Below are 26,444 nucleotides of genomic sequence, written 5' to 3' on the forward strand. Positions count from 1 at the left end.
ACGGCATCCGGTCCAGATCGGAGGTCCCATGCATTTTCATAGCCCGCCCGTGAGGCAAAACTCGCTGCTCGACGATTCGCTCGCGCAGCATCCCGACGTCGCCGAGCTGACCGTCGTCAGCGCCGTGCGCACGTGGCTGCGTCCGCAGTGCGACGCGGTCCGTACGCGCAACAGCTGGCGTGATGTGCTGTCGGAAGCCGGCATGACCGCCGACGGCCTGACCTACTTCGACATGCTGATGCGTTCACTGATGCGCACTACGTGTCGTCCGCTCGACATGCGCTGCCGGTGCGCCAGCGATCTCGCGAAAGACGAAGCCTCGCTACTGCAAACCATCGCGCTGCTGCAGAAGACTCACAGCCAGGCCGCGATGCAGTTGCTCAACGACTGGCTGCCGCAGCCTGCGGTGAGCGGCATGCTGAAGATCGCCCGCTGGTTCGCGATCTCGCTGCTCGACGCAGGCATCGTGATCCGCGTGCGCGTGCGGCGCGTCACGTACATGCATTGAAGGCCAACGCGTGTCCACCACGACCTTCGCAACCCCTCTCGATGCGGCTACCGGCATGACACCGGGCGCCAGCCGCCGTCGGCGCAACGCGATACCTCATGCGATCTATCGCGTGCCGGATCTCGCGTTTCTGCCGCAGCGTCTCGCCTGGCAACGCCCGGACGGCGTCGCGCCGCCATCGGCCGGCGAGTTGCTGTTGTGGCGCTTTCGTCCGGAATGGCAGGCGATCTCGAAAGACACTGCGTACATGCGGCTGTCGAAGGCCGAACTCGCACGCGTGAAGAATCATCCGAACCGCGCGCTCGGCAAGCGCTTCGCAGTCGGCCGCGCGATGCTGCGCGGCGTGCTCGCGGAGATGCTCGACTGCGCACCCGCCGACGTCGCGTTGAGCGACGACACGCGCGGCCAGCCGGTATTCGTCGATGCGCATCGCGAGCACATCAGGATGCAGGTCGCGTATGCGGGCGTGTGGATCGTGATCGGTCTCGCGACGACACCGTTAGGCTTCGGTACGCGGCTCCCGGCTCCGGCTCAGGACGACGCCGACAGCATCGAAGGCCCACTCGCCGCCGCACCCCTTGCGCGCACACCGCTCGCGCAATCGATCGAACTACGCAGCCGCGTCCGTTACGCGAGCCTGCTCGCGGCCACCGGCGAACCGCTCGTCGATACCGATGCGTACGCGCTACGCCAGGACACCGCCGCATGCTTCGTCGAAACCGGCGAGGCAAACTGTACGAACGGCCCGACGCGCTGGCACATCCTCGACGTGCCGATGCCCGGTGCGATTCATACGGCCGTCGCGGTCGCGCAACCGGTCACGCGAATTCAGGCGTTCGGCTGGGCGAGTCCCGATGGGCGTGTCGACGCAGGCTAAAGAACATCATTAAGCAGTAGCCAAACGATTCAGATCGGCCGGCTCGAGCACGGCCTGCGGCGCACCGTGCCGCGCGACTTCGAGCATCGCCTGGCCGAGACTCTCGGTAGTCTGCACCTGTGCGGGGAAGAGCCGCCGCAGTGTCGACAGCAACGGCGCGAGTACCACGTAGGCCGCGTCATACAGCCTGGTTTTCGAGCGCACGCCGTGCAGCGGCTGGATCACACCCGGCCTGAACAGATACACCGCATTGAACGGCAACCGGCGCAGCGCGTTCTCGGTGCGTCCCTTCACGCGCGCCCACATCACGCGACCCTGCTCGCTGCTGTCGGTACCACGACCCGACACGTAGACGAACGTCATCGACGGATTGAGCCGCGCAAGCACGCTTGCCGCCGCGAGCGTGAGGTCGTACGTGATGCGCGCATAGTCCGCCTCCTGCATCCCCACCGACGACACGCCAAGACAATAGAAACACGCATCGTAGCCGGACAGTTCGTCGTCGAGACCCGTGTAGTCAGTCAGATCACGCCGCACCAGTTCGTGCAGACGAGGATCGAGTTGTCCGGTCGCCGTGCGCCCGACCGTAAGCGCCTGCGTCACGTCCGCATCGCGCAGACATTCGCGCAACACGCCCTGCCCGACCATCCCGGTCGCGCCGAAAATCATCACTTTCATGTCATTGCCTCCGCGGGCCATCGGGCATCCACGAGCGGCACGGAGACCGTCCATAGCCGCGATGCCAACGCCTCGTCGCGCACTTTCCTGCCGATGGTCGCCGCACCCACCGGTCCCTTCAGTTCGAATCGTCCCACCGGCCCATAGTAGCCCCCGGGCTGCGCTTGCGGCGACGTTGCAGCGAACAGCGTCGGCAGCGCGCCGTCCGCAGCGGATTGCGACAGGTACGGTGCGAGCGCTTTCGTCAGACGCTCCATCGTCGAACGTCCCGCGACGCGTCCGAGATTCGGCCCCGACGTTTGCAGACCGGTCGTCGCGTAACCCGGATGACACACGACGCACGTGAGCCCCCAGCGATGCAGATCACTTCGACGCTGCAGCTCGAACGCAAACAGCGACATCGCGAGCTTCGACTGCGCATACGCGCGCCACGGGTGATAGCGGCGCTCCCATTGCAGGTCGTCGAAATGAATATCGGACAGCAGACGATCCGCCCCGCTGCTCACGTTGACGACGCGGGTACCGATGCGCGTGTCGCGCCCCGCGCGCAGCAGCGGCAGCAATCGCGCGGTCAACGCGAAATGACCCAGATAGTTCGTGCCGAACTGCAACTCGAAACCGTCGTGCGTGGTGTGGCGCGTGGGCGGCGTCATCACGCCGCCGTTGTTCACGAGCAGATCGAGCGAAGCATGCCGATTAGAAAAGCTCTCGGAGAATGCGCGGATCGACGCGAGATTCGCGAGATCGAGATGCTCGTAGCGCACGTTCGCGCCCGGATGAATCGCGCGGATGCGGGTCAGCGCGACGCCGCCCTTCGCGGCATCGCGTCCGGTGAGCACGACCTCGGCACCCGCGCCGGCCAGCGCGAGCGCTGCCTCGTAGCCGATGCCGCCGGTCGCGCCCGTCACGACGACGAGACGCCCGTGCTGATCCGGAATATCGTCGGTGGTCCAGTTCTTCACGATGAATGCCTAGCGGTCGGGAAATTCGGGAATCGGACCGGACGCGATCACGTCGGTCGACATGCTGACCTCGCGCCATGCGTCCGCTGCGCGCACGCGCTCCGAGTCGATCTGATTGAAGAAATGCAGTGCGTCGCTGCCGAGCAGCAGATGTGCGGGCGGGTTGCCATGCTCGGCGATCCGCAGCACGACCTGCGCGACGCGCGCCGGATCGCCGGCCTCGTTGCCGATGTGCGACTTGAACAGTTCCAGCAACGCGCCGACGCTCGGCTCGTAGTCGGGCAGCAACGCCGGAATCTGGCTGCGTGCCACCGTACCCCAGTCGGTACGCATGCCGCCCGGCTCAAGCGCGACGACCTTGATACCGAGCGGCGCGACTTCCTGCGCGATGACTTCGGTGAAGCCACCGACCGCCCACTTCGCCGACTGATATGCGGAAAGACCCGCCATCCCGATGCGTCCGCCCACCGACGAAATATTGACGATATGCCCCGAACGCTGCGCACGCATCGCGGGCAACACGGCGCGTGTGAGATTCACGACGCCGAAGAAATTCGTCTCGATCTGCGCGCGAAAATCTTCGTCGCTGCTCTGCTCGAGCGGCGCGACGTGGCCGTAGCCCGCGTTGTTGACCAGCACGTCGAGACGACCGAATGCGTCGAGCGCAACCTGTACCGCAGCACGCGCAGCGGCTGCATCGGTGACGTCGAGCGCGACCGTACGCAGACGTTGTTCGCCGAACTGCGCCTGCAGATCGGCGAGGCGCCCAGGATCGCGTGCGGCTGCGACGACGCGATGTCCCGCGGCCAGCGCTGCATCGAGAATATGACGGCCGAGGCCGCGTGCACTACCGGTGATCAACCATACCTTGGACATACCGAACTCCTTCGAAAACGCCGACCTTGATCGGCAGGGTTTGATTCAGATTCATTTAATTGAGTGAATACACACTCATTAAAAAGCCAATAAAAAACGCGGTCACGTCCCCGCGATCGCGCTCCAGAAAGCAGCGAATCCCGCGCTCTTGTAGCGCTTCGCATGTTTGGGATCTTGCTCGACGAACTCCATCGTTACCTCCGCGATCGCGTTCATCACCGCGCCGACGAACGCGGGCGGCTGATCCTTCAACGGACCCGCCGACGAGATCCGATGGATCACCGTATTGATCTCGCCGAACGCTGCCATGCCGCTTGCGCGAGTCTGCTCCGTGATGCGCCCGGACACACCCAGCTGACTCATCGCCTTGCGCTTCAACGGAAACGCGACGCCCCACTCGACGTAGCGCTCCCACACGTAACGACCGCGTTCCTCGATCGATTGTGCGGCCGGATAACCGTGTGTCATCGCATCGCGCAACTCGAGCTTGATCGCCAGATACAGTTCGTTGAGCAGCGCGTCCTTGTTCTCGAAGTACGTGAACAACGTCCCCTCCGCCACGCCCGCGCCTTTGGCGATCTTCGCCGTCGGCGCGCTGACGCCGAGCGTCGCGACCACGGTGGTCGCCGCCGACAGAATGGCGTTGCGTTTGTCTTCGCTACGGGGACGTGCCACGGCTCGATTCCGATAAATGAGTGTTCACTCAATAATAAAGCAGTCCACGGATTCGTGCAACCGACCCCACCGCCCCGGCTCGCGCCGCGCTCAATGCGTGCCGGCCGCGCGTTGCGCGATCACCTCTTTTGCGGCGAGCGCCGCGTTGATCGCGCGTGGAAAGCCCGCGTACGCCGCGATCTGCGTGACGATCTCGATCATCTGCGCCTGCGTGCCGCCGACGTTCAGAAAGCCGTGCATGTGTACCTTCAACTGCGGTTCGGCCGAACCCATCGCGGCAAGCGCAGCGACGGTGATCAGTTCGCGCGTGACGAGATCGAGGCCAGAGCGTGCGTACACATCGCCGAACGCGAACTCGACGATGAAGCGGCCGAGATCGGGCGCAATGTCGGCGAGCGATTCGATCACGCGCTCGCCGACTGCACCGTCGATGGCGCGCAGGCCCGCGACGCCGTCGTCATAACGCGTGCTGCCCGGCGGCACGACGAGCGGATCGGCCGCGATGCCGCGTTCTTCGAACACGCCACGTACCGCCGTCACACCGTTGAGCGCAGCGGGAAATCCCGCGTACACGACAAGATGAATCATCAGCTCGACGAGTTCACGCGGCGTGCAGCCGACGTTCAACGCACCGCCAAGATGAAAACGCAGTTGCGGCTGCGCGCCGCCCATCGCGGCCAATGCGGCCACGGTCACGAACTGCCGCTCGCGCAGACCAAGCGCAGGACGTGCGTAGATATCGCCGTACGCGAAATCGATCGCGAAGCGTGCGAGGTCCGGTGCGACGTCTTTCAGTGCATCGACGATCGCGGGCGTATCAGTGCCCTCGACAGCTGCGAGATAACGGCAGCCAAGCGCGTGGCGGGATGGGGTGTCGATGTCGTGGTGCGTGTGTTGCATGACGTGCTCCAGAGAGAGGGGCCGCACGATGCGTGCTGCCTTCGACCCGAAAGTTATCGATCCGCGCGCAGCACGGCCAATTCCTTTCGCGTGATACCTTTCGGGTATCAACCCGGCGAACCCGTTCACCTCATGCAGCCACGCATCGAACTCTGGCAGTTGCGCTATTTCATCGCGGTCGCGGACGAACTCAGTTTCCGCCGCGCGGCCGACCGCCTCGCGATCACGCAGCCGCCGCTGACGCGACAGATCCAGGCACTCGAAGAAGCGGTCGGCGCGAAGCTGCTCGATCGCGATCGCAGCGGCGTGCGGCTCACGTCGACGGGATCGCTGCTCGCGGACGAAGCACGGCGTCTCGTCGCCGATGCCGATGCGCTTGTCGCCCGCGTCGCGGAACGCGCAGCGGCGCAGCGACCGGCACTGCGACTCGGCATCACGACGGTGCTGGACCCCGAGCTATTCGGCTGGCTCGAACCGGCGCTGCACGCACGCGAACCCGCGTTGCAGGTGGTGCGCAAGCGGCAGATCTCACAGCAATCGGTAGCGGATTTACGGCGCGGCGCACTCGACGCCGCGTTGATCGGCCTGCCGAGCGAAACCGGCAACTTGCAGGTCGAGCGGTTGTTCGCCGATCCGCTCGTCGCCGCGCTACCTGCGTCGCACACGTTGCGCGGCCGGCGCCGCATCTCGCTGCTCGAACTCGCCGACGACGTGTTGTTCTGGCCGCAGCGCCGCGTCAATCCCGCGTATTTCGATCACTACCTGAAGCGCTTTCGCGCGCTCGGTTTCGATCCGCAACGCTTGCCCGAGCCTGCCGACCATCACGTGCTGCTTGGTTTGATCGCGGCCGGCGAAGGTGTCGCGCTGATTCCTGCATCGTTGAAGTCGATTGCGCGTAGCGGCGTGATCTATCGGGAACTGCGTGAAGCGGATGTCGCGCGTGGGGCCAATGCACTGTCGATCGAAGTGGCGCTCGCGACAGTGCCGGGGTCGGACAGTGCATCGGTGGCGTTGCTACGCGATACGCTGCGACGACATTACGGTAGCGGGAAATAACGCAGCGCAAGCGCACCAGTCTCATGACGCAACAGCAACAGCCAGCGCATTGACGAGATCGAGCGGCGCATACGGCTTGCGCAACTGCACCGCGCGCGTCAGCACCTGCCTTTGCTCCGGCGTCAGCACGAGGTCGTAACCGCTCACGAAAATCACATGCAGACCGGGCCGCCGCGCGCATGCATCGATCGCGAGATCGACACCGGATGCGCCCGCGAGACCGACGTCGGTCATCAGCACGTCCACCGGCTGTTCGGCCAGCACCAGTTGTGCGTCGCGTTCGTTCGCCGCGTCGACGACCGTCAGGCCGTACGTGCGCAGCAACTCCACCGTGCTTGCGCGCACCAGTTCGTCATCCTCGACGAACAGGATGCGTAGCCGCGCGATCGCCTCCGCCACCACCGGATCGCGTGCGGGGACGCCGAACCGCTGGATACCCGACGGCCCCGTCTGCATCAGCGACGGTGTCTGCGCGTCGCGACTGCGCAGCACGTGACGCACCTTGCGCGCAAGCGTCTCGTGCGTGTACGGCTTGCTGAGCAGTTCGATCCCTTCGTCGAGACGCCCCGAGTGAACGATCGCATTGTCCGTATAGCCGGACGTGAACAACACCGCAACGTCGGGTAAGCGCTCGCGCGTCTGACGCGCGAGTTCCGTGCTGCGCAGCGGGCCCGGCATCACGACATCGGTCAGCAGCAGATCGATCGGCACACCGCTCTCGACGATCGCCAGCGCGCTCTGCGCATCGCGCGCCTTCAGCACGCGATAGCCGAGATCCGACAGCATTTCGACCACCGTGAAGCGCACGTCTTCGTCGTCCTCGGCGACGAGAATCGTCTCGGTGCCGCCTTTCATCGGCCCCGCGTCGACGTCGATCTCGAGATCTTCCTGTTGCCGCTCGCGCGGCAGATAGAGGCGAATCGTCGTGCCGTGTCCCGGCTCGCTGTAGATCTTCACGTGCCCGCCCGATTGCTTGACGAAGCCGTACACCATGCTGAGCCCGAGGCCCGTGCCCTGCCCCTCGGGCTTCGTCGTGAAGAACGGTTCGAACACGTGCTCGCGCACCTCGGGCGTCATACCGGAGCCCGTGTCGGTAACGGCGACCATCACGTACTGGCCTGGCGCAACTTCGGCGTTGCGCTTCGCGTACGCTTCGTCGATCGATGCGTTACCTGCTTCGATCGTGAGACGGCCGTGTCCGCTCATCGCGTCGCGTGCGTTGATCGCGAGATTGAGCAGCGCGTTTTCGACCTGGAACGGATCGACAAGCGTATTCCACAGGCCACCCGACACGACCGTCTCGATCTCGATGCCGTCGCCGAGCGCGCGGCGCAGCATGTCGTCGAGTCCACGAATGAAGCGGCCGAGGTTGACCACTTTCGGCGCAAGCGGTTGACGTCGTCCGAACGCGAGCAGTTGCGACGCGAGCTTCGCGCCGCGTGCGACTCCGGCGAGCGCGTTGCGCACGCGCTGCTCCGGTTTGCCCGCGCCCTCGACCTCACGCGCGAGCAGTTGCAGATTGCCGCCGATCACCTGCAGCAGGTTATTGAAATCGTGCGCAACGCCGCCGGTCAGCTTGCCGATCGCTTCCATCTTCTGCGCCATCCGCAGCGCTTCCTCGGCGTGCCGCAGCGCTTCGGCCGCTTCCTTGTCCGACGTAACGTCGCGACCGACGCCGTGAATATGATCCGATACCGGGTCGACCGACAGCGTCCACGCGATCCAGCACCACGATCCGTCGCGACGCCGCACGCGGTTTTCATAGCGCAACGGCGCACGCGTCGCGCGCAGTTCGCCGAGACGGGCGGCGACGGTCGGCAGATCGTCCGGATGGATCATCGCGCTATAGGGCTGCGTGAGCAGCCATTTCGGGTCGTGTCCGAGCAGACGCCCCCACGATGGACTCAGCCGCTGGAACAATCCGTCGAAATCGGCGACCACCAGCAGGTCTTCGCTGATTTCCCACAGACGGTCGCGGTCCGCCACCGCTTCGGTAACGCGCGCCTCGAGCGTCTCGTTCAGTTCGCGCAGCGCGTGCTGCGCTTTCGTCCGCTCGACGATCTCGGCCTGCGCGGCATGATAAAGCCGCGCGTTGTCGATCGCGATCGCGGCCTGCGCGGCGATGCCGGCAAGAATGCGCTCCGCGCGCGCGGTAAACACGCCACGCTCCGGATGACCGAAGAACAGCCCGCCGATCACCTCGCCGGTACGCGACACGACCGGCGCGGCCAGATAGCTGCACACCGCGAGATGCCCTTCCGGCATCCCGTGATGCGGCGGGGTATGACCGTAGCGCGGATCCTCGCGAATGTCGTCGACACGCACGATCCCTTCGCCGCTGAACGTCGCATTGAACACCGCCGTGTTGCGCGGCATCGGGAAGCGCGAGAAAGTATCTTTCGGCACACCCGACAGCGTGTACAGCATGTAGCTGCCGCCGTCCGCGTCCTGCACGTTGTAGAAGAACGAGCCGAATGCGGCGCCGGTCAGCTCGGTCGCGGCATCGGTGACGACCTGCACCGCGCGGTCGAGATCGAGTTCCGCAGCGACCGCGATACCGACGCGATTGAGAATCTCGAGCGTGCGCGACTCTTCGCGCAAACGCCGCTCGTTCTGCTGACGCAACTGCGCGAGCTGCAGATTGCCCGACACGCGAGCGAGCAGTTCGCGCGCGGAGAACGGCTTGACCATGTAGTCGTCGGCACCCGATTCGATCCCGCCGACCGTTGCTTCCTCGCCCGCGCGCGCCGACAGCAGCAGCACCGGCGTCTCGTTCAGCAACGGATCGGCGCGCAATGCACGCAGCAGTCCGAAGCCGTCGAGGCGCGGCATCATCACGTCCGACACGAGCAGATCGAAATGCCCGGCGTGCATCGCGTCGAGCGCGGCCGCACCGTCGATCGCCACGCTGACGTCGTAACCCGCCGCGCGCAGAATGCGCTGCATGTAGTCGCGCAGATCGGCGTTGTCGTCGACGACCAGCACGCGCGGCACCGTGCCGTCGGGTGCCGGTTTCGCGGCCGTGCCGTCCGCGACGGACAGCGCGCCTGCGACATCGTCCTGCGCCGCGTTGCCGCCGGTCGAACCGGCACGCACGGCGGAATCGACGTAAGCCTGCGCGTGGCGCCGCATGTCGCGCGCAATCGTAGGAGCAGCTTTTTCGGCGGGCAGGTGCGGCACGTCGGCCGGCAGTCCGATCGTGAAGCAGGAGCCCCGGCCCGGCTCGCTGTCGACGCGAATCGTGCCGCCTAGCAACGTCACGAGTTCCTGCACAAGCGCGAGACCGATGCCGCTGCCTTCGATCGAGCGCCCCGCCGCGCCCGCGACGCGATGAAAGCGTTCGAACAGACGCGGCAGTTCATCCGCCGGAATGCCGATGCCCGTATCCGACACGCAGACCTCGACGCGCTCGTCGCCGGCCATTCGCACGCTCACTGTGATCGTGCCGGACAGCGTGAACTTGAACGCATTCGACAGCAGGTTCAGAACGATCTTCTCCCACATGTCGCGATCGATCCGGGTGAACCGGGGCAGCGGCGCGCACTCGACCACGAACGTCAATCCCGCACCCTCGATCGCCGAGCGAAACAGCGACGCGAGTTCCGCGGTAGCCACGGCGACGTCGGTCGGTGCGAGATCGACCTGCACGCGGCCCGCTTCGATCCGCGAAAAATCGAGCAGTGCGTTGACGAGCTTCAGCAGACGCAGCCCGTTGCGATGCGTGATTTCGAGCAGCTGACGACTGTCGGTACGATCGTCCGGTTTCGCGAGCAGCTCTTCGAGCGGACCGAGCATCAGCGTGAGCGGCGTGCGGAATTCATGACTGATATTCGAGAAGAACGTCGTCTTCGCACGGTCGATTTCGGCAAGCGCTTCCGCGCGCTGCCGCTCTTCCTCGTACGCATGCGCATAGCCGATCGCCGCGCCGATCTGCCCGGCGACGAGATGCAGGAACGCGCGATAGTCGTCGTCGAACAGACGGCATGGATTCAGTCCGACGATCAGCACACCCGCGCGGCCCGTCTCGCCGGACGGCTGCAACGGCAGTATCGCGGCCTGTCGCGGCGCGAGCGTCCATGCGCCGGTCGGCAGACGCGGCCCGAAACGATGCGCGAGGTCGCCGACCATCGTCATGTCGTCGTGCCGCAGCACGTCGGCGAACGGCCATGGCGCGTCGCGATCCGCGTGCATCGTGCGCGGGGCGGCCGGATGGTTCGGCTCGATGCCGCAGGTGCCCGCGAGCGACACGGTATCGCTGCCCGGCTCGGCAACGTACAGCAGCGCGAACGGCAGGTCATGCGGATTCGCGCGCAGCGCGCGCATGCTCATCTCGAACGCCTCGCGTTCGGTGCGCCGGTTCGCGGTCGACGCGGCCAGTTCGCGCAACAGCAGCAGTTGCCGCTCGCCGACCACGCGTGCCGTGTCGTCGCTGTTCGCGCAGATGATGCCGCCGGTGCCACCGCTGTCGTCGGGAATCGGGCTGTACGAGAACGTGAAGTACGTCTCTTCCGGATAGCCGTTGCGCTCCATGATCAGGAGCTTCTGTTCGTCGAACGTGCCTTCGCTGCCCGACAGCGCGGTGTCGAGACGCGGCGCGATCTCGCTCCAGATTTCGCGCCACACGACTTCGGTCGGCTGGCCGAGCGCGACCGGATGCCGGCCGCCGATGATCGACTTGTACGGATCGTTGTAGAAGAACAGCAGGTCGTCGCCCCAGCCGATCCAGATCGGCTGCCGCGACGTGAGCATGATGCGGATCGCCGTCTTCAGGCTCTGCGGCCAGTGCTCGGGCCGACCGAGCGGTGTCGTGCTCCAGTCGTAAGCGCGGATCAGCTCGCCCATTTCGCCGCCGCCGGCGAGAAAGGTCGGGCTGGTGATGCGGGTCGGGCTGACGCTATCGGGCGCGGTGCGCACGGTCGAATCGTCCGGCTTCATCAACGATGTCTCCTTGATGCGGTTATCGCGCTGCCCGGGCACCGCGCGATGCGTCACGGTGCGGTTTCGCGTCGGCCCACCCGGCGGTTGCATGGGTGCTGCGATGCACCGGTGCAGGCCGGCAACGCGAGCCGATTTTCTCACGACGACAGCGCTCCGGACACGTTGTCCGGTCGCCTCGTTGCTTTGTCTGTGTCTGAGTTTTCACTGGCTGGATGATGCGCGCTGCGGCGGTTCACGCGACGGTGGATCGCCGGCTGGCGGTGGTTGGCCGGTCGGGTCGCCTAGATCAGGGTCCGGGTCGATAGCGGGCGGCGGTGGCGGCTCCGGGCCGGACGGTGGATCGTCCGGCTCCGGCGTGCGCACGCCGTCCGAAAGCGCGACTGCCTGCACCCGTCGCAGTGGCAAAGCGCCGGCTGTCGACGCAGCAGCAGAGAACGACACACGTGACGGCATGACGACGGCTCTCCTCCCGATCGACAGCCGGCACGATGCGCCGCCGCGATTCGGTCGACGAGCTATGCAATACCCGGACCAGATGCGGTCCGCGATTACCCGCTCCGGCAATCTTCGGTCACGCGAAGCCGGATCGCGCGTGCGTAGCGGTATGCATTGCGTCGTCGGATCGCGAGGCGGACGGCGATCGTCTACCCGGCATGTAAATTCGACTCGCGCTCTACCGCTTTTACCTGATCCCGCACGCAGTCGACCGACCCGCATGCTCGCCCGCCTCGCCGCTGCCGAGGAACGCCGGTTGCTTCACTGGCCAGGCCCTCTTTTGGGAGCATCGGCGACGCCGCAGCGCGGCCACTCGATGTCCCGTCCGCGATTCCTCATTTCATTCATCGATCGAAGGAGCACACCATGACCCGCGCAGACGCATCCCGGCCGTCGGAACAGCATCCGCACAGCGATAAGAGCGAAAAGCAGATCGATCAGGCCGTCGAGGACACGTTCCCCGCGAGCGACCCGCCATCGACCGGCGGCACGACGAAGATCGAACACGACGACAAGGCGCACGAAAAGGACAAAGGCCGGCACGACGACGCGACGCATCGTCGCTGACACGCGGTCCTGACGGGCTCGTCCCTGGCGCGCGGTCTTCGCCGTGGGGCTCGAAGTCTGACTCCCAACGAGCGGTCCCGAACCGGCACTCCCAGCCGGCGCCGTCCACCGCGCGCTTCCTTCGTTCTCCCTGCTCGCCGAATTCCCTCCATTTCGTGGAACCGCACCGATGGCCGACTCCCCCGACGACGACGAACACCGCAAACGCGACGAGCGCCAAGGCGACGACGCGAACCACGACCCGCATGACGACGGCAAAAGCAAAGGCAAAGACGAAGACGAAAACAGCGACGATCAGAACAACGGCAAACGCCCCAGCAAACGACCGCTGATCATCCTCGGCATCGTCGTCGTGGTGCTGCTGATCGGCGCAGGCATCTGGTGGTTCGCGACCCGCAACGAAGTCAGCACCGACGATGCCTACACCGACGGCAACGCGATCACGATCGCACCGAAGGTCTCGGGCTACGTCGCGAAGCTCGCAATCGACGATAACGTCTACGTCCACAAAGGCGATCTGCTCGTGCAGATCGATCCGCGCGACTATCAGGCGCAGGTCGATCAGGCGCGCGCGCAGCTCGGTCTCGCACAGGCGCAGCTGAGCGCGGCGCAGGTGCAACTCGACATCGCCCGCGTGCAGTATCCCGCGCAGTTCCGCCAGGCACGTGCGCAGACGCAATCGGCCGAGGCGAACCAGCGTCAGGCGCAGGCCGCGTACGCGCGCCAGCATGCGGTCGATGCGCGCGCGACGTCGCAACAGAACATCGATACCGCGGATGCGCAGCGTCTCACCACGCAGGCAGCCGTCGATCAGGCCCGTGCGCAGATGCAGACCGCGAGCCTCGTGCCGCAGCAGATCCGTCAGGCCGAGGCGGCAGTCGAGGAACGTCGCCAGCAGGTCGCACAAGCCAATGCGCAACTCGAGCAGGCGCAGCTGAATCTGTCGTGGTGCGAAGTACGCGCGCCGTCGGACGGCTGGGTCACGCGCCGCAACGTGCAGTTCGGCAGCTTCCTGCAAGCCGGCGCGACGCTGTTTGCGCTCGTCACGCCGCGCGTGTGGATCACCGCGAACTACAAGGAATCGCAGCTCGACAGGATGCGTGCCGGCGATCGCGTGAAGATCGGCGTCGATGCGTACCCGCATCTCGAACTGCACGGCCACGTCGACAGCATCCAGCTCGGCAGCGGTTCGCGCTTCTCCGCATTTCCCACCGAAAACGCGACCGGCAATTTCGTGAAAATCGTCCAGCGCGTGCCGGTGAAAATCGTCATCGACGACGGCATGCCGCGCGATCATCCGCTGCCGCTCGGTCTGTCGGTGACGCCCACCGTCTACCTGAAATGACGCGCGGCCGGACCCCACCCGTCCGGCCCGCGCACACCGCAACGGAACGCCGATGAGTTCGCAGGACAACAGCGGAACCGACAAGGCAGGCAAGTCCGGCAACGGCACGTGGCGCCCGTCGGCCAACCCGTGGATGATCGCGATCGCGGTCACGCTCGCCGCATTCATGGAAGTGCTCGACACGACGATCGTCAACGTCGCGCTGCCGCACATCGCGGGCACGATGTCGGCGAGCTACGACGAGGCCACATGGACGCTCACGTCGTACCTCGTCGCGAACGGCATCGTGCTGCCGATCTCCGCGTTCTTCAGCAAGGCGCTCGGCCGCAAGCGCTATTTCCTGCTGTGCATCATCGCGTTCACCGTGTGCTCGTTCCTGTGCGGCATCGCGACGAATCTCGGGCAACTGATCGTATTCCGCGTACTGCAGGGCTTTTTCGGCGGCGGCCTGCAACCGAACCAGCAGTCGATCATTCTCGATACGTTCCCGCCCGAACAGCGCGGCCGCGCGTTCTCGATCTCGGCGATCGCGATCGTCGTCGCACCGGTGCTCGGACCGACGCTCGGCGGCTGGATCACCGACAACTTCACGTGGCGCTGGGTGTTCCTGCTGAACGTGCCGGTCGGCATCCTGACGACGCTCGCAGTGATGCAGCTTGTCGAAGATCCGCCATGGGAAAAACGCGCACGCAAGGGCAAGCTGTCGATCGACTACATCGGCATCGGGCTGATCGCGATCGGGCTCGGCTGCCTGCAGGTGATGCTCGATCGCGGCGAAGACGACGACTGGTTCTCGTCGACACTCATCTGCACGTTCGCAGCGCTCGCGGTGACGGGCATCGTCGGTGCGACGTTGTGGCTGCTGTACACGAAAAAGCCGGTGGTCGATCTGCGCTGTCTGAAAGATCGCAATTTCGCGCTCGGCTGCGCGTCGATGGCTGCCTTCGCGGTGATTCTCTACGGCAGCGCGGTGCTCGTGCCGCAGCTCGCGCAGCAACAGCTCGGCTATACCGCGACGCTCGCGGGCCTGGTGCTGTCGCCGGGCGCGGTGCTGATCGTGATGGAGATTCCGATCATCAGCAAGGTGATGCCGTACGTGCAGACCCGTTATCTGGTCACGTGCGGTTTTGTGCTGCTGACGTTGGCGCTCGCCTATGCGCATACGCTGGTGCCCGACGTCGACTACACGACGCTCGTCAAAATGCGCAGCGCGCAGTCGATTGCGATCGGCTTCCTGTTCGTGCCGATCACCACGCTCGCGTACCTCACGGTGCCACAGCGCCTGAACAACGATGCGTCGGCGCTGTTCACGATGTTCCGCAATGTCGCGGGATCGATCGGCATTTCGCTGTCCACCGCATTGATACGCGAGCGCACGCAGGCGCGGATGGCGCATCTGTCGGATCACATGTCGACGTTCTCGCAGAACTACAACGACACGTTGCAACGCACGGCTCACACCATCACGGACTTCACCGGGCAGGCGCCGGCCGCCGCATTGCAGACTGCAACGGGCCGTCTGTACGAGACGTTCGTTTCGCAGGCGACGGTGCTCGCGTACATCGACGTGTTCGCGATTCTCGCGGTGTTCTGCCTGCTCTGCCTGCCGATGACGTTTTTCTTCTCGAATGCGAAAGCCGCCGGCGGCGCAGGAGGACACTGACATGCGTTTTTCGTTTTCTTCCTTACGCGTTGCTCCGCTCTTACTGAGTGCGGCCGTCACCGCGTGCACAGTCGGACCCGACTTCAAGCCGCCGCACACTCAAACGCCGGCAACGTGGCACGACACGTCGCGCACCGCCGATGCAGCCAATGCAGCTAGCGCGCCATCGTCGCGCGTCGTGTCGAATCCGACCGTCGATTCCGATCCCGATCCGCGCTGGTGGCGCAGCTTCGGCGACCCGACGCTCGACTCGCTGATCGAACGCGCCGCGCAGGGCAACCCCGATCTGCAGGAAGCGGTATTGCGGATCGTCGAGGCGCGGACGCAGGTGCAATCAGCGGCCGCGCAAGGCTTGCCGAATGTCCGCGCAACCGCCAGCTATCAACGCGAACAGCTCGGCATCAAGGGCTTCCTCGAATCGAACGATGTGTACGGCAAGGTGAATGGACTCGGCGCACCGAATTCGCCGGTCAACCAGATCGCCCCAGGCAGCGGTGCCGCCGTGCAACACGGCGCGAACAACCTGCTCGATCAGCTGACGTCGCCGGTCAACCTGTGGCAGGCGGGCTTCGATGCGTCGTGGGAACTCGACCTGTTCGGCCGCGTGCGACGCTCGGTCGAATCCGCGCAGGCGCAAACCGAAGCCGCCGAGGAAAGCCGCAACGACGCGTTGCTGTCGCTCGAAGCCGAGGTCGCGCAAACCTACGTGCAACTGCGCGGCGCGCAGACGCTGCGCAGCATTACGCAAAGCCTCGTCGATCAGCAGAACGAGATCGTCGGCCTCACGCAGAGCCAGGCGAAGGTCGGACTCGCGAGCCAGCTCGACGTGAAGAACGCGACCGCGCAACTCGCGCAGACGCAGGCGCAGTTGCCGCAATACGACCAGCAGATCGCGCAGTCGCTGAACGCGCTCGCGTATCTGGTCGGCTCGCCGCCGGGCGCGCTCGACGCGGAACTGTCCGCACCCGGCGCGGTGCCGCCGGTGCCGCCGACGGTCCCGATCGGTCTGCCGTCGACGCTCGCGCGGCGACGTCCCGACATCCGCCGCGCGGAAGCGAACCTGCACGCGGCGACGGCCAACGTCGGCGTCGCGGTCGCGCAGTTCTATCCGGACCTGTCGCTGTCGGGCAACGTCGGCACGCGCGCGACGAATGCAAGCGATCTGTCGCGCTGGTCGCATCTGTTCTATTCGTTCGGGCCGTCGGTGTCGCTGCCGATCTTCCAGGGCGGTGCACTGGTGTCGAACCTGAAGCTGTCGAAAGCGCAGCAGGCCGAAGCCGCACTCGACTATCGCAAGACCGTGCTCACGGCGCTGCGCGACGTCGACAACGCGCTGGTCGTGTACCGGACGGACCAGACGCGCCGCGCGTCGCTCGACGACAGCGTCGCCGCCCAGCAGGCCGCATTCGAGCTGGCCCGCGACAGTTATCGCAAAGGCATCGTCACGTTCATCAACGTGCTCGACGCGGAACGTCAACTCGCGCAGGCACGCCAGCAGGCCGCGCAAGGCACAGTCCAGGTGACGACCGATCTCGTCGCGCTGTACAAGGCGCTGGGCGGCGGCTGGCAGCGCGATACGGGCGCGGCAGCGGATAACGGCGGCGCGACGGTTTCAGGAACCTCATCGGGCACAACAACCGCACACCAGGACTAGCGCTCACGCCGGTCAACACAGAATCCCGCGTATCGAACAACCGGAACGCGCGCGCAGCATGGCGCCGCGCACCCGACGTTGCTATGCTTGTGCGCAATCCCCCACGGAGAAGCCGCCTTGCCCATCGACGACGCCCTCGCTCCGCCGCAAGCTCCACGTGCCACCCCGCAGGGCGGCGCCACGGCCGGTCCGTGCGATGCGCTCGTGATCCGCGCGCAGCCGTCCGATTCAGGCAAACCCTGTGTGCATCAACGTCTCGCGTTGATCGCGACGATTCTCGGGTCGAGCATGGCGTTTATCGACGGGTCGGTTGTTAACGTCGCGCTGTCGTCGATCCAGACCGAACTCGGGTCGAGCGTCGCGGCGATGCAATGGGTCGTCGATGCATACCTGCTGCTGCTCGGCTCGCTCGTGCTGGTCGGCGGCGCGGCCGGCGACCGCTTCGGCCGGCGCACGGTGTTTATCGCGGGCGTCGCGCTGTTCACGCTCGCGTCGATTGCGTGCGGCTTCGCGCCCGGCTCCGGCACGCTGATCGCCGCGCGCGCGGTCCAGGGCATCGGCGCGGCGCTGCTCGTGCCAGGCAGCCTTGCGATCATCGGCGCGGTCTTCGACGAACGCGACCGGGGTCGCGCGATCGGCACATGGGCCGGCTTTGGCGCGATCACCGGCGCGCTCGGTCCGGTGGCGGGCGGCTGGCTCGTCGACGTGTGGTCGTGGCGCGCGATCTTCTTCCTGAACGTCCCGCTCGCATGCGCGACGATCGCGCTCGCGGCGATCGCCGTGCCCGACAGCCGCAACGCCGAGGCACAGAAATCGCTCGACTGGCCCGGTGCACTGACGGCCGCCACCGGTCTCGGCGCGCTCACGTACGGACTCACGACTGCGTCCGCCCATGGCTTCGCGGCGCCGGTCGTGTTCGTGCCGATAGTGTGCGGCATCGCGCTGTTGACCGCGTTCATCGCGCTAGAGCGCAAGCGCGCGGACCCGATGATGCCGCTCGACGTATTCCGTTCGCTCGATTTCACCGGCGCGAATCTCGTCACGCTGCTGCTGTATTTCGCGCTCGGCGGCCTGTTTTTCTTTTTGCCGTTCGCGCTGATCCGCGCGCACGGCTACAGCGCGACGCAGGCGGGCGCGGCGCTGCTGCCGGTGCCGCTCGCGATCGGTCTGCTGTCGCGTGTCACCGGTGGGCTCACCGCGCGCTTCGGGATGCGCGCGCTGCTGGTCGCGGGGCCAGCGGTCGCCGGGATCGGGTTCGCGATGTTCGCGCTGCCGGGTGCGCACGGTCGCTACTGGAGCCACTACTTTCCCGCGTTGACCACGCTCGGCCTCGGCATGACGATCACGATCGCGCCGCTGACGACCGTGGTGATGACCGCCGTGTCGCGCGAACGAACCGGCATTGCGTCGGGCATCAACAATGCAGTCGCGCGCGTGGCGAGTTTGCTCGCGATCGCGGTGCTTGGCATCGTGTTCGTCGCCGCGCACGATGCTGCACTATCGACACATGGCGATGGGCACGCTTCGGCTTCGCTCGATGCCGCGCCTTCCTCGGCAACGGCAATCGCGCCCGACGCCTTGCAGGCCATGGCCATCGATCATGCATTCGCAGCCGTCGCGCTCGTCTGTGCGGCGTGCGCGTTTGTCGGTGCGATCGGCGCGGCGCTGACGATCGGACGCAAACCGCGTTGACGCGGCGTGATCGAGTGAAACGTTCCGGACGTGCAGTCGAAGCAGGAACTTGTACCGCCTGCATGTTGTCGGTTCCTTGTTGCCCGTGTGCTTCGCGGCATGCAAATTGCACCACTTACGACTGCTTCCCCTGTCGTCCTCCCGATTCCAATTCCGACCGATTCATGCAAAAGCTCCTGACCGCCCTGCTGTTGATGTTGTCCGCCATCGCGATGCCGGGTTTCGTCGCGCATGCGGACGCCGCGACCGCGCCGCCGGTCGCGCTGACACCCGACCAGGCGCGCGAAGCGCTCGACGTGCTGAACAATCCCACGCGACGCGGACAGGTCGAAGACACGCTGCGCGCGATCGCCGCGGCAGGCGCGCTCAGCACGCCCGCGTCCGCCACGACGCCGGTGTCGGCACCGGCCGCCGCCAGCGCTGCGAGCGGCGCATCGGCAGTCACCGCGTTCAAGACCAACGGGCTCGCGTCGCAACTGGTGCGCTACGGTGCGCACTGGGCGTTGCATGCGGTCAACGTGTTGCGCACGTCGCTCGAATCGCTGCTCGATCTGTCGTCGCTGCGCGCATGGTGGAACGATCAGATCACGAATCCGCAGCATCGCTCGATGCTGCTGCACGTGATCGGCATGCTGCTCGCGGCGCTGCTGCCTGCGCTGATTTTCGAATGGGCCACGCGGCGTCTGCTGCTGCGCGCGAGCACCGCGCTCGCCGCGCGTGAGCGCGATGCATCGGATGTGACGCCGGCTCAAACGGCTTCGCCGCCTGCGCCCGACGCAGCCAAAAACAGTGCATCGAAGGAAACGCAAGGCATCCAGCGCGCCGCGCATCACTGGTCGCTGTTGCGGCGTCTGCCGCACGCGCTGTTGAGGCTCATCGTGAAGGCGCTGCCGCTCGTTGTGTTCATCACGGTCGCGAGTGCCGCGATGTCGCTGCTCACGCAGGACGGCACGCCCGAAGACGACGCGCTCGGCGCGCTGGTCGACATCTACGTGCTCTGCCGCGTGATCGCGATCGCGGCCGGCTTCTTCACGCAGCCCGATGCGCCGGGCCTGCGTCTGCTGCGACTCGGCGATACGTGGTCCGCGTGGCTGCAACGCTGGGTCGTGCGCGGCGTGACCGTGATCGGCTTGGGCGCGGCCATCGTCGAGACCGCTGCGGCGCTCGGCCTGAGCCCAGGCGCGCATCTCGCGCTGACGAAAATCGTCGCGCTGATCGGTCACGTGCTGGTCTGCGTGATGATCCTGCAATGCCGGCAACCGGTCGCCGAATGGATCCGCGCGCACACCACACGCAACCGCTCGACCACGATCGTCGGCAACGGTTTCGCCGATGCATGGGCCGCAATCGCCGTGTTCCTCGTGATGGCGCTGTGGTTCGTCTGGGCACTCGACGTCGAAAACGGTTATCACACGCTGCTGCATGTCGGCGGGATTACGATTGCGATCCTGGTCGGCGCGCGGGTCGGTTCGATCGTCGTGTTCGGCGCGCTCGCGCGGCTCTTTCACGTCGACGAAACGACGCAGACGTCACTCCTCCACCGGCACGCGTACCGCTACTACCCGCTGTTGCGCCGGACCATTTCCGTAATCGTCGCGATCGTCACCGTGTTTCTGCTGCTGCTCGTGTGGGGCGTCGATCTGCGGCAGTTCTTCCAGAGCGGCTCGATCGGTCACCGGCTCGCATCCGCGATCGTGACGATCGCTGTTGCCGCCGCGATTGCGCTGTTCGTGTGGGAAGCGGTGAACGTCGCGATCGAACGACGGCTCGACAACTGGACCGCGCACGGCGACTTCATCCGCGCCGCGCGCCTGCGCACGCTGCTGCCGATGCTGCGTTCCGCGCTGTTCGTCGTGATCGCGCTCGTCGTCGTGATGACGGGGTTGAGCGAACTCGGCGTGAACACCGCGCCGCTGCTCGCGAGCGCGAGCATCTTCGGCGTCGCGCTCGGCTTCGGTTCGCAGAAGCTCGTGCAGGATTTCATCACCGGCATTTTTCTGCTGATGGAAAACGCGATGCAGGTCGGCGACTGGGTGACGCTCGCGGGCGTGTCGGGCACCGTCGAGTATCTGTCGATCCGCACCGTGCGGTTGCGCGGCGGCGACGGCTCGCTGTACACCGTGCCGTTCAGCTCGGTATCGACCGTGAACAACACGAACCGTGGGCTCGGCAACGCGTCGGTGAAGGTCAGCATCGCGTACGGCCAGGACATCGATCTCGCGATCGCGACGCTGAAGGAAATCGGCGCCGCGCTGCGTACCGACGATGCGTTCAAGAGCGGCATCCTGTCCGACTTCAGCTACTGGGGCATCGATCAGGTCGACGGTTCGGCGCTCGCGCTGTCGGGGCAGATTCAATGCCGCGATACCGCGCGCTGGGGCGTGCAGCGCGAATTCAATCGACGGATTGCCGAGCAGTTCAAGGCGCGGGGAATCAGCATTGCGAATCCGCAGCGGAGTGTGTGGGTGCGGGATGATGCGGCTCGCGATGGTACGGGCGATGATGCTTCTTCGGGCAAGGGCGAACACAGTGATAAACAGGGCGACAGGCGCGATGCATGACGCGACGTTCGTGGTCAATAGTTAGCCTTCGGTCACTCCGTGTGCGTGTCGTCGAGCAGCGTCACACCGATCCTTCGCGCGAGCGCCGCGCCGCCTTCGCGCATCACCGCATCGTGATTCCACTGGAAGAAGGGCCGCGCCAGCGGTGCGAGCAGGTTCATCCATGTTCGCGTCGTGCGTACCTGCCAGTCGTAGCGCACGACCGTCGTGCCCCCTTCAGCGGAAAAACGCCAGCATCCGCGGCCCGCGACGTCGCCGGTCGCATCGCCTGCGAGTAGTTGTAGCGGCTCGACGTCGGTGACGTGCACGTCGAAGATCAGCCGGTATGGAAGTGCGCCCTTCCAGGTATAGCGCTGGACCGCGCCGACCCCGTCGCCATTGCCCGGCACAAGGTTCTCCACCTGCTCGACGTTCTTCCACCACTGCGGCCATTGCGCGGAATCGTGGATCGCGTCCCATACTGTGGGCATCGGCGCATCGAATCGCCAGATGGTCGAAAAGCAGTATTCGATGGCCCGCACGGAGGCTCCTGGTTTGAATGGAGGGCTTCAAAACACGATTCGATCGGATGTTTTACACTGCTAAGTGTATCGAGCGGTCATGTCGCGGTAGGCACGCGCTGCCACGGTCTCGCAAAATGCATCGATTTCACCACCCGTGGTCACGCTGCCGACGATGATCAGCATCGATACTCCATTCCTATCAAGGAGAGAGGCATGATGAACAAGGCAATCTATACATCCCTCGCGGCTGCCGCCGCACTCGCGCTGTCGGCCGGCGCTTACGCACAGAACAACACGCTGGCGACTCCAAGCGTCGTTTCGCCGGCTGCCGCGCAAACAGCACCCGCACCCTCAACGAGCGGCTACGGCACGCCCGGCACCGCGAACTCGGACAGCGGCATGAGCGCCGGATCGTCGAACATGCGCATGCAAAACAACGCGACGCCTGCCACCCCGGCTTTCGGGGTCAACAATACGCTGGCAAGGCCGAGCACCGCTTCGCCGGCAGCAAACTAGCAGCAAGTCGAGTCGACGCCGAGGCGCGAGCGCGACGCGAACAGGCGCTCGTCATCTACGGCGCGTCACAAGAGAAGCCGCTGTCCTCACCGACAGCGGCTTTTTGTTTGTCTTCGGTATCTTGGTAGAAGGTCGCCCGCTTTTAACGCGAAGCGAAGTCGCGCAGAGGCAGAGGCGATGGTGCGATCAGGTCTGCGACCCAGAAGCGGATGAACGGCTCAGGCGCCTATACGATCCGCTGCATATAACCCGGCAGATCCGGTTCGGGCAGCACAGCCAGCACCTTCAATCGCTGCAGCGTGCGCTTCTGCGCCGCGCGCAAGTGATCGAGCAGCGCGTCAGCTGCGGCATCGATGTTTCCATCGAGCAAAGGCTGCAACACCGCACGATGTTCGGCGAGCGTCGCGGGATCGGGATGCAGATTGAACGCGTTGAAAAACGCGTGGTTCACGGTCAGCGGCATCAGCGCGTGATCGATCGTGCCGAGCAGCTTTTTGTTCGGTGCGTGTTGAAGACATTCGACATGCAACGTGATTTCGAGCCGCTGAAGCGCATCGGCATCGATTGAATCGGGATCGTGAATCGCCCGCTCGATCTCCGCGCAAGCGCTTTCGAGCATCTCGCGCGACAGCTTCGGATAGCTGGCGCGAAGAGCCGCCACCTCGAGCAGCATCCGCAATTCGTAATCCTGTGCGACTGCTCGCGCGGTCAGCGGTCCGGCGAGCCAATGCGAATACGACGACTTTTCCACGAGACCCGAGTCGCGCAACCGGCTCAATGCTTCGCGCACCGCGCTGCGGCTCACACCGAACGCGGCCGCCGCTGCGCTTTCGTCGATACGGTAATGACCGAACGCAATCGCGATGGACACCACGTCTTCGAGCGCGTGATAGATGCGTTCGCTGTTCGACGGCAATTCCAGCGGCGCCTGCGCCTGTTCGAAACCCAGCGATGCTTCCGACAGCGGCGCACGCAATGGCTCGGGCGTATGGCCGTCCGGGCCGTCGGGGCCGGCCACCAGATAACCGCGCCCTTCGAAGGTATGCAGCAAACCATCGGCGTGCAGCATCTCGAATGCCTTGCGCACCGGCACGCGGCTCGTGCCGAAGATACGCGCGACCGGCCCTTCCAGCAGCACCAGCCCGGGCGCGATACGGCCAAGCACAATCGCGCTTTTCAACTGGTCGTGGATCAGGCGATAGCGCAGCCGCTGGTCGGTATCGACCCGCGTGTCGACCTGGGTATCGATCGCGGATTCGGCTGCTGTCTCGGTATGGGGCGGCTGCTTGAGCGCCGCGCGTGCGCTTCTTGTCATGGTCGGATCATGGTACGGCGTCAGGCGCGCATGAATTCGTTCCAGCGGCGCACCAGGTAGTTATGCTCGTCCATCACGGAATCCCAAACGGCGATGCGGCCCATGCGCGCAATGTAATTACCGCCGTCGCGCTGCTGGCCGGCTCTGACCAGATGCTTGCTGGTCGGTCCGGGTAATTCCGCTTCGGCGGGTTTGCCATCGTACCAGTAAGCCCATTCGGCGTCGTTCATATGGCCGCGCGAACGCTCGGGGTTCGAGATGTAAAAGCCCTGTCGCGCCATCGTCGCGCCGGCCCAGCCGTCGAGCCACCAGTTCAGATAGTCATAAGCAGCGTCGAGTACGCGGCCACGTGCGCAGCGCGACAGCGCCATGCCGCCGAACCACGCGCGATACCCTTCGTACGGCCTCGCCAGCCGGAACCGCAAGCCGGCGCGCTCCAGCTCGACCGTCGCCGGCGACCAGATACTTTGAATCGCGACCTTGCCCGCGATCATCAGTTGCGCAGCTTCCGCGTAGCTCGACCAGAACCCGGCGAAATGGCCGCGTCGTTTGAAGTCGATCAGCGTCGCGATCAGGCCGTCGATTTCTTCGATCGTCAGATTGCCGATGTCGGCGAAGGTCATCAGGCCCGCTGCTTCGACAGCGAGCGCGGCGTCGATCGCGCCGATTGCCGCGTCGGCCTGCAGGGCGACTCGCCCGCTCAGTTCGGGCGCGAGCAGCCACGCCCAGCTTTCCGGTGTGGCCTGCAGCGCAGGCGGCAACGCGTCTTCCAGATAGACGAAGCTGTCCGCGTTATGCGTCAGCGGCAGCATGCTGATGCGATCCGTCGGCGCGCGCGCGAGCGAATTGTCCGGCTGCACGTAGAGGCGATCGACCGGCACGCTGCCCGCATTCGTGCACGCATGGTCGTCGAGCTGGCCGGTGCGCGGCAACGAGTTGATCTCGTCCCATCTGCCGATCCGCGCGATGTCGATCGGCTGCAACGCACGCGCCGGCCACAGACAGTCGATGCTGTGAAACCACTGGTCGTAGACTTCGTAGCTTTCCGGGTGCATGACGCCCACGCGCTGCACGGCAGAGCCGTCATCGACGATAAAGCGCAGCTTGATCCCGAGATCCTGCTCTGCCCGTTTGCGAATATGTTCCTGCAGCGTGACCGTGGTGCCGAGCACGCGCAATTCGATCTTCGCCGGATGCACGGCGGCCGAGGCAGGTCTGGAAGACGTCGACTTGGGTTTCAATGAACCGCTTCTTCAAGGTGATGTTGGAACCGTGCATACGACGCTTCTATCGCGTCGCGCGCCAGGCCCTCGGTGATGAACACGAGCTGCGAACTGCGCTCCGCGTTCGACGAGGCCGCAGGCCACGCATCCAGATGCAGCACCGGATGGACCAGATGCTGCACGGCATGGAGCACAGCCGGTCGATCCGATCCCGCGATGGACAGCAGCCCTTTGACGCGCAAAATCTTATCACCGTGACGGTTGAGCAGCATCGTGAACCAGAGCGTGAAGACCTGCCAGTCGATGGGCTCGTCTATTCGCATGCAGAAAGACTGGATGGGTGCGGTGTCGCTTGAACGGGGTACTCCGCGATGCGCAAGCGGACCGTTCGCCGCCTCGTCCTGATTCTGGTTCGCCAAACGCTGGGCCCGCCCGAGTCGTCCGATCAGATCGATCGAACTCGCCGATGCAAACAACATGTCGAGCAACGCACGTCCGCGCTGTCCCTTATCGCGATCGATACCGGTTGCGCTCGATGCCTCTCCGCGAATCAGAATATCGGCTGCTGGATTGAGCGCCGCGAGCGAAGCGGCCAACTCCCGCAGATGCGTGTCATCGACGAGATCGGACTTGCTGACAAGCAACCGGTCCGCAGCCGTCACCTGCGCGAGCCATTCCGGATAGCGTGCCTGCTGCTCGGTAGCGTTCACCGCATCGACAACGGTGATCGTCGCATTCAACGCGTAATGGCTGCGAATCACGGGATCGGCGAGCAGGGTCGCGACAATCGGTGCGGGCGTGGCCAGCCCCGTCGTCTCCAGCACGACGCGCGTGAACGGCGGCACGTCGCCGCGAGCGCGCTGCGAGAAAAGCGTCGCGAGCGCGTCCTTCAACTCGCCCCGGATCGAACAGCATACGCAGCCGTTATCGAGCAGAACGGTTCGCGCATCCACCTCGCCGATCAGCAGATGATCCAGACCGACGTCGCCGAATTCGTTCACGAGAACGGCGGTGTCGCGCGCGGCGTCGCCGCGCAGCACATCGGCGAGCAACGTCGATTTGCCGCTGCCGAGAAATCCGGTGACGAGCGTCAGCGGCAGGATGTCGTAGCTCAGACTCATGGTGTGTTCGCGTCGTCGATGAACAGCGTCAGCGGGTCGAGCGGATGTCCGAGCATGCGCTCGGCAACGCGCCACACCTGAGCGAAGTCGCCGACGAGTTCGCTTGCACCCGTCGGCGACGACAGAATGAACGACTGCCCGTGGAAGTCGTCGAGTTTTAGCCGGAACGGCACCAGCACGCGATTGGCCAGCGCCGCCTGGATAAGACGTTGCCGACGCGGATTCGCGCCCGCCACCGGCGCGGTGGTATTCGACCAGTGATCGCCGCCGCCGAGCAATCCGCACATGCCGCACATGCTGTTCCCTCCGGTGGATCAAT

The 26,444-nt window shown here is 65.4% G+C and carries 21 protein-coding genes; 10 read left to right on the forward strand and 11 right to left on the reverse strand.

Going from position 1 to position 26,444, the window contains the following annotated elements; translation table 11 throughout:
* Nucleotides 1-28: 28 nt before the first annotated feature.
* Nucleotides 29-508: a hypothetical protein gene (locus E1748_RS03280; RefSeq protein ID WP_133645714.1), complete on the forward strand. Its 480-nt coding sequence runs from the start codon at nt 29-31 to the stop codon at nt 506-508.
* 10 nt (nt 509-518) lie between these two features.
* The gene (locus tag E1748_RS03285; protein ID WP_133645715.1) at nt 519-1,385 is read left to right on the forward strand and encodes a 4'-phosphopantetheinyl transferase family protein; all 867 of its coding nucleotides are present in this window, start codon (nt 519-521) and stop codon (nt 1,383-1,385) included.
* 9 nt (nt 1,386-1,394) lie between these two features.
* On the opposite strand, the gene E1748_RS03290 is transcribed toward E1748_RS03285, so the two are convergent.
* From E1748_RS03290 to E1748_RS03310, 5 genes are all read right to left on the reverse strand, one after another.
* The gene (locus E1748_RS03290) at nt 1,395-2,063 is read right to left on the reverse strand and encodes an NAD-dependent epimerase/dehydratase family protein (RefSeq protein ID WP_133645716.1); all 669 of its coding nucleotides are present in this window, start codon (nt 2,061-2,063) and stop codon (nt 1,395-1,397) included.
* Nucleotides 2,060-3,025 carry an SDR family oxidoreductase gene (locus E1748_RS03295; RefSeq protein ID WP_133645717.1) on the reverse strand — a complete coding sequence of 322 codons (966 nt, stop codon included), beginning with the start codon at nt 3,023-3,025 and terminating at the stop codon, nt 2,060-2,062. Before E1748_RS03295 ends, E1748_RS03290 begins: the two co-directional genes overlap by 4 nt.
* Before the next feature lie 9 nt (nt 3,026-3,034).
* Nucleotides 3,035-3,901 carry an oxidoreductase gene (locus E1748_RS03300; protein ID WP_133645718.1) on the reverse strand — a complete coding sequence of 289 codons (867 nt, stop codon included), beginning with the start codon at nt 3,899-3,901 and terminating at the stop codon, nt 3,035-3,037.
* A 102-nt stretch (nt 3,902-4,003) separates the two neighbouring features.
* Complete coding sequence (locus E1748_RS03305) at nt 4,004-4,576, reverse strand: TetR/AcrR family transcriptional regulator (protein ID WP_133645719.1); 573 nt, start codon at nt 4,574-4,576, stop codon at nt 4,004-4,006.
* Between the two features lie 90 nt (nt 4,577-4,666).
* On the reverse strand, nt 4,667-5,476 hold the full coding sequence (locus E1748_RS03310) for a carboxymuconolactone decarboxylase family protein (RefSeq protein ID WP_133645720.1): 810 nt from the start codon (nt 5,474-5,476) through the stop codon (nt 4,667-4,669).
* Nucleotides 5,477-5,608: 132 nt separating this feature from the next.
* On the opposite strand from E1748_RS03310, the gene E1748_RS03315 reads away from it, so the two are divergent.
* On the forward strand, nt 5,609-6,532 hold the full coding sequence (locus E1748_RS03315; protein ID WP_133645721.1) for a LysR family transcriptional regulator: 924 nt from the start codon (nt 5,609-5,611) through the stop codon (nt 6,530-6,532).
* A gap of 21 nt (nt 6,533-6,553) precedes the next feature.
* On the opposite strand, the gene E1748_RS03320 is transcribed toward E1748_RS03315, so the two are convergent.
* Nucleotides 6,554-11,467, reverse strand: a complete 4,914-nt coding sequence (locus E1748_RS03320; RefSeq protein ID WP_133645722.1) for a response regulator — start codon at nt 11,465-11,467, stop codon at nt 6,554-6,556.
* 864 nt (nt 11,468-12,331) lie between these two features.
* Here E1748_RS03320 and E1748_RS03330 point away from each other — a divergent pair.
* From E1748_RS03330 to E1748_RS03355, 6 genes are all read left to right on the forward strand, one after another.
* Nucleotides 12,332-12,532, forward strand: a complete 201-nt coding sequence (locus E1748_RS03330) for a hypothetical protein (RefSeq protein ID WP_133645723.1) — start codon at nt 12,332-12,334, stop codon at nt 12,530-12,532.
* A gap of 169 nt (nt 12,533-12,701) precedes the next feature.
* Nucleotides 12,702-13,877 (forward strand): HlyD family secretion protein, encoded by a 1,176-nt coding sequence (locus tag E1748_RS03335; protein ID WP_133645724.1) that lies wholly within the window; start codon nt 12,702-12,704, stop codon nt 13,875-13,877.
* Between the two features lie 52 nt (nt 13,878-13,929).
* Nucleotides 13,930-15,540 (forward strand): DHA2 family efflux MFS transporter permease subunit, encoded by a 1,611-nt coding sequence (locus tag E1748_RS03340; RefSeq protein WP_133645725.1) that lies wholly within the window; start codon nt 13,930-13,932, stop codon nt 15,538-15,540.
* A 1-nt stretch (nt 15,541) separates the two neighbouring features.
* On the forward strand, nt 15,542-17,194 hold the full coding sequence (locus tag E1748_RS03345; RefSeq protein WP_133645726.1) for an efflux transporter outer membrane subunit: 1,653 nt from the start codon (nt 15,542-15,544) through the stop codon (nt 17,192-17,194).
* Between the two features lie 123 nt (nt 17,195-17,317).
* The gene (locus E1748_RS03350; RefSeq protein ID WP_133647212.1) at nt 17,318-18,886 is read left to right on the forward strand and encodes an MFS transporter; all 1,569 of its coding nucleotides are present in this window, start codon (nt 17,318-17,320) and stop codon (nt 18,884-18,886) included.
* Between the two features lie 164 nt (nt 18,887-19,050).
* On the forward strand, nt 19,051-21,447 hold the full coding sequence (locus tag E1748_RS03355; protein WP_133645727.1) for a mechanosensitive ion channel family protein: 2,397 nt from the start codon (nt 19,051-19,053) through the stop codon (nt 21,445-21,447).
* Nucleotides 21,448-21,479: 32 nt separating this feature from the next.
* Here E1748_RS03355 and E1748_RS03360 read toward each other — a convergent pair whose 3' ends face one another.
* Nucleotides 21,480-21,968, reverse strand: coding sequence for an SRPBCC family protein (locus E1748_RS03360; RefSeq protein WP_133645728.1), 489 nt, complete (start codon nt 21,966-21,968; stop codon nt 21,480-21,482).
* 198 nt (nt 21,969-22,166) lie between these two features.
* Here E1748_RS03360 and E1748_RS03365 point away from each other — a divergent pair, with 198 nt between their 5' ends.
* A complete protein-coding gene (locus E1748_RS03365; RefSeq protein WP_133647213.1) occupies nt 22,167-22,466 on the forward strand; it encodes a hypothetical protein in 300 nt (99 codons plus the stop codon).
* A gap of 226 nt (nt 22,467-22,692) precedes the next feature.
* Here E1748_RS03365 and E1748_RS03370 read toward each other — a convergent pair whose 3' ends face one another.
* The 4 genes from E1748_RS03370 to E1748_RS03385 all read right to left on the reverse strand — a co-directional run bounded on the left by E1748_RS03370 (nt 22,693) and on the right by E1748_RS03385 (nt 26,421).
* Nucleotides 22,693-23,781, reverse strand: a complete 1,089-nt coding sequence (locus E1748_RS03370; RefSeq protein WP_133645729.1) for a GntR family transcriptional regulator — start codon at nt 23,779-23,781, stop codon at nt 22,693-22,695.
* 20 nt (nt 23,782-23,801) lie between these two features.
* Nucleotides 23,802-24,953, reverse strand: a complete 1,152-nt coding sequence (locus E1748_RS03375) for an ABC transporter substrate-binding protein (protein WP_133647214.1) — start codon at nt 24,951-24,953, stop codon at nt 23,802-23,804.
* A 65-nt stretch (nt 24,954-25,018) separates the two neighbouring features.
* Entirely contained in the window at nt 25,019-26,125 is a 1,107-nt protein-coding gene (locus tag E1748_RS03380; protein WP_133645730.1) for a CobW family GTP-binding protein, read from the reverse strand.
* Complete coding sequence (locus E1748_RS03385; protein WP_133645731.1) at nt 26,122-26,421, reverse strand: hypothetical protein; 300 nt, start codon at nt 26,419-26,421, stop codon at nt 26,122-26,124. The genes E1748_RS03380 and E1748_RS03385 overlap by 4 nt, the downstream gene beginning before the upstream one ends.
* Nucleotides 26,422-26,444 lie beyond the last annotated feature (23 nt).

The sequence above is a fragment of the Paraburkholderia flava genome, assembly GCF_004359985.1.
GTDB classification, from domain to species: domain Bacteria; phylum Pseudomonadota; class Gammaproteobacteria; order Burkholderiales; family Burkholderiaceae; genus Paraburkholderia; species Paraburkholderia flava.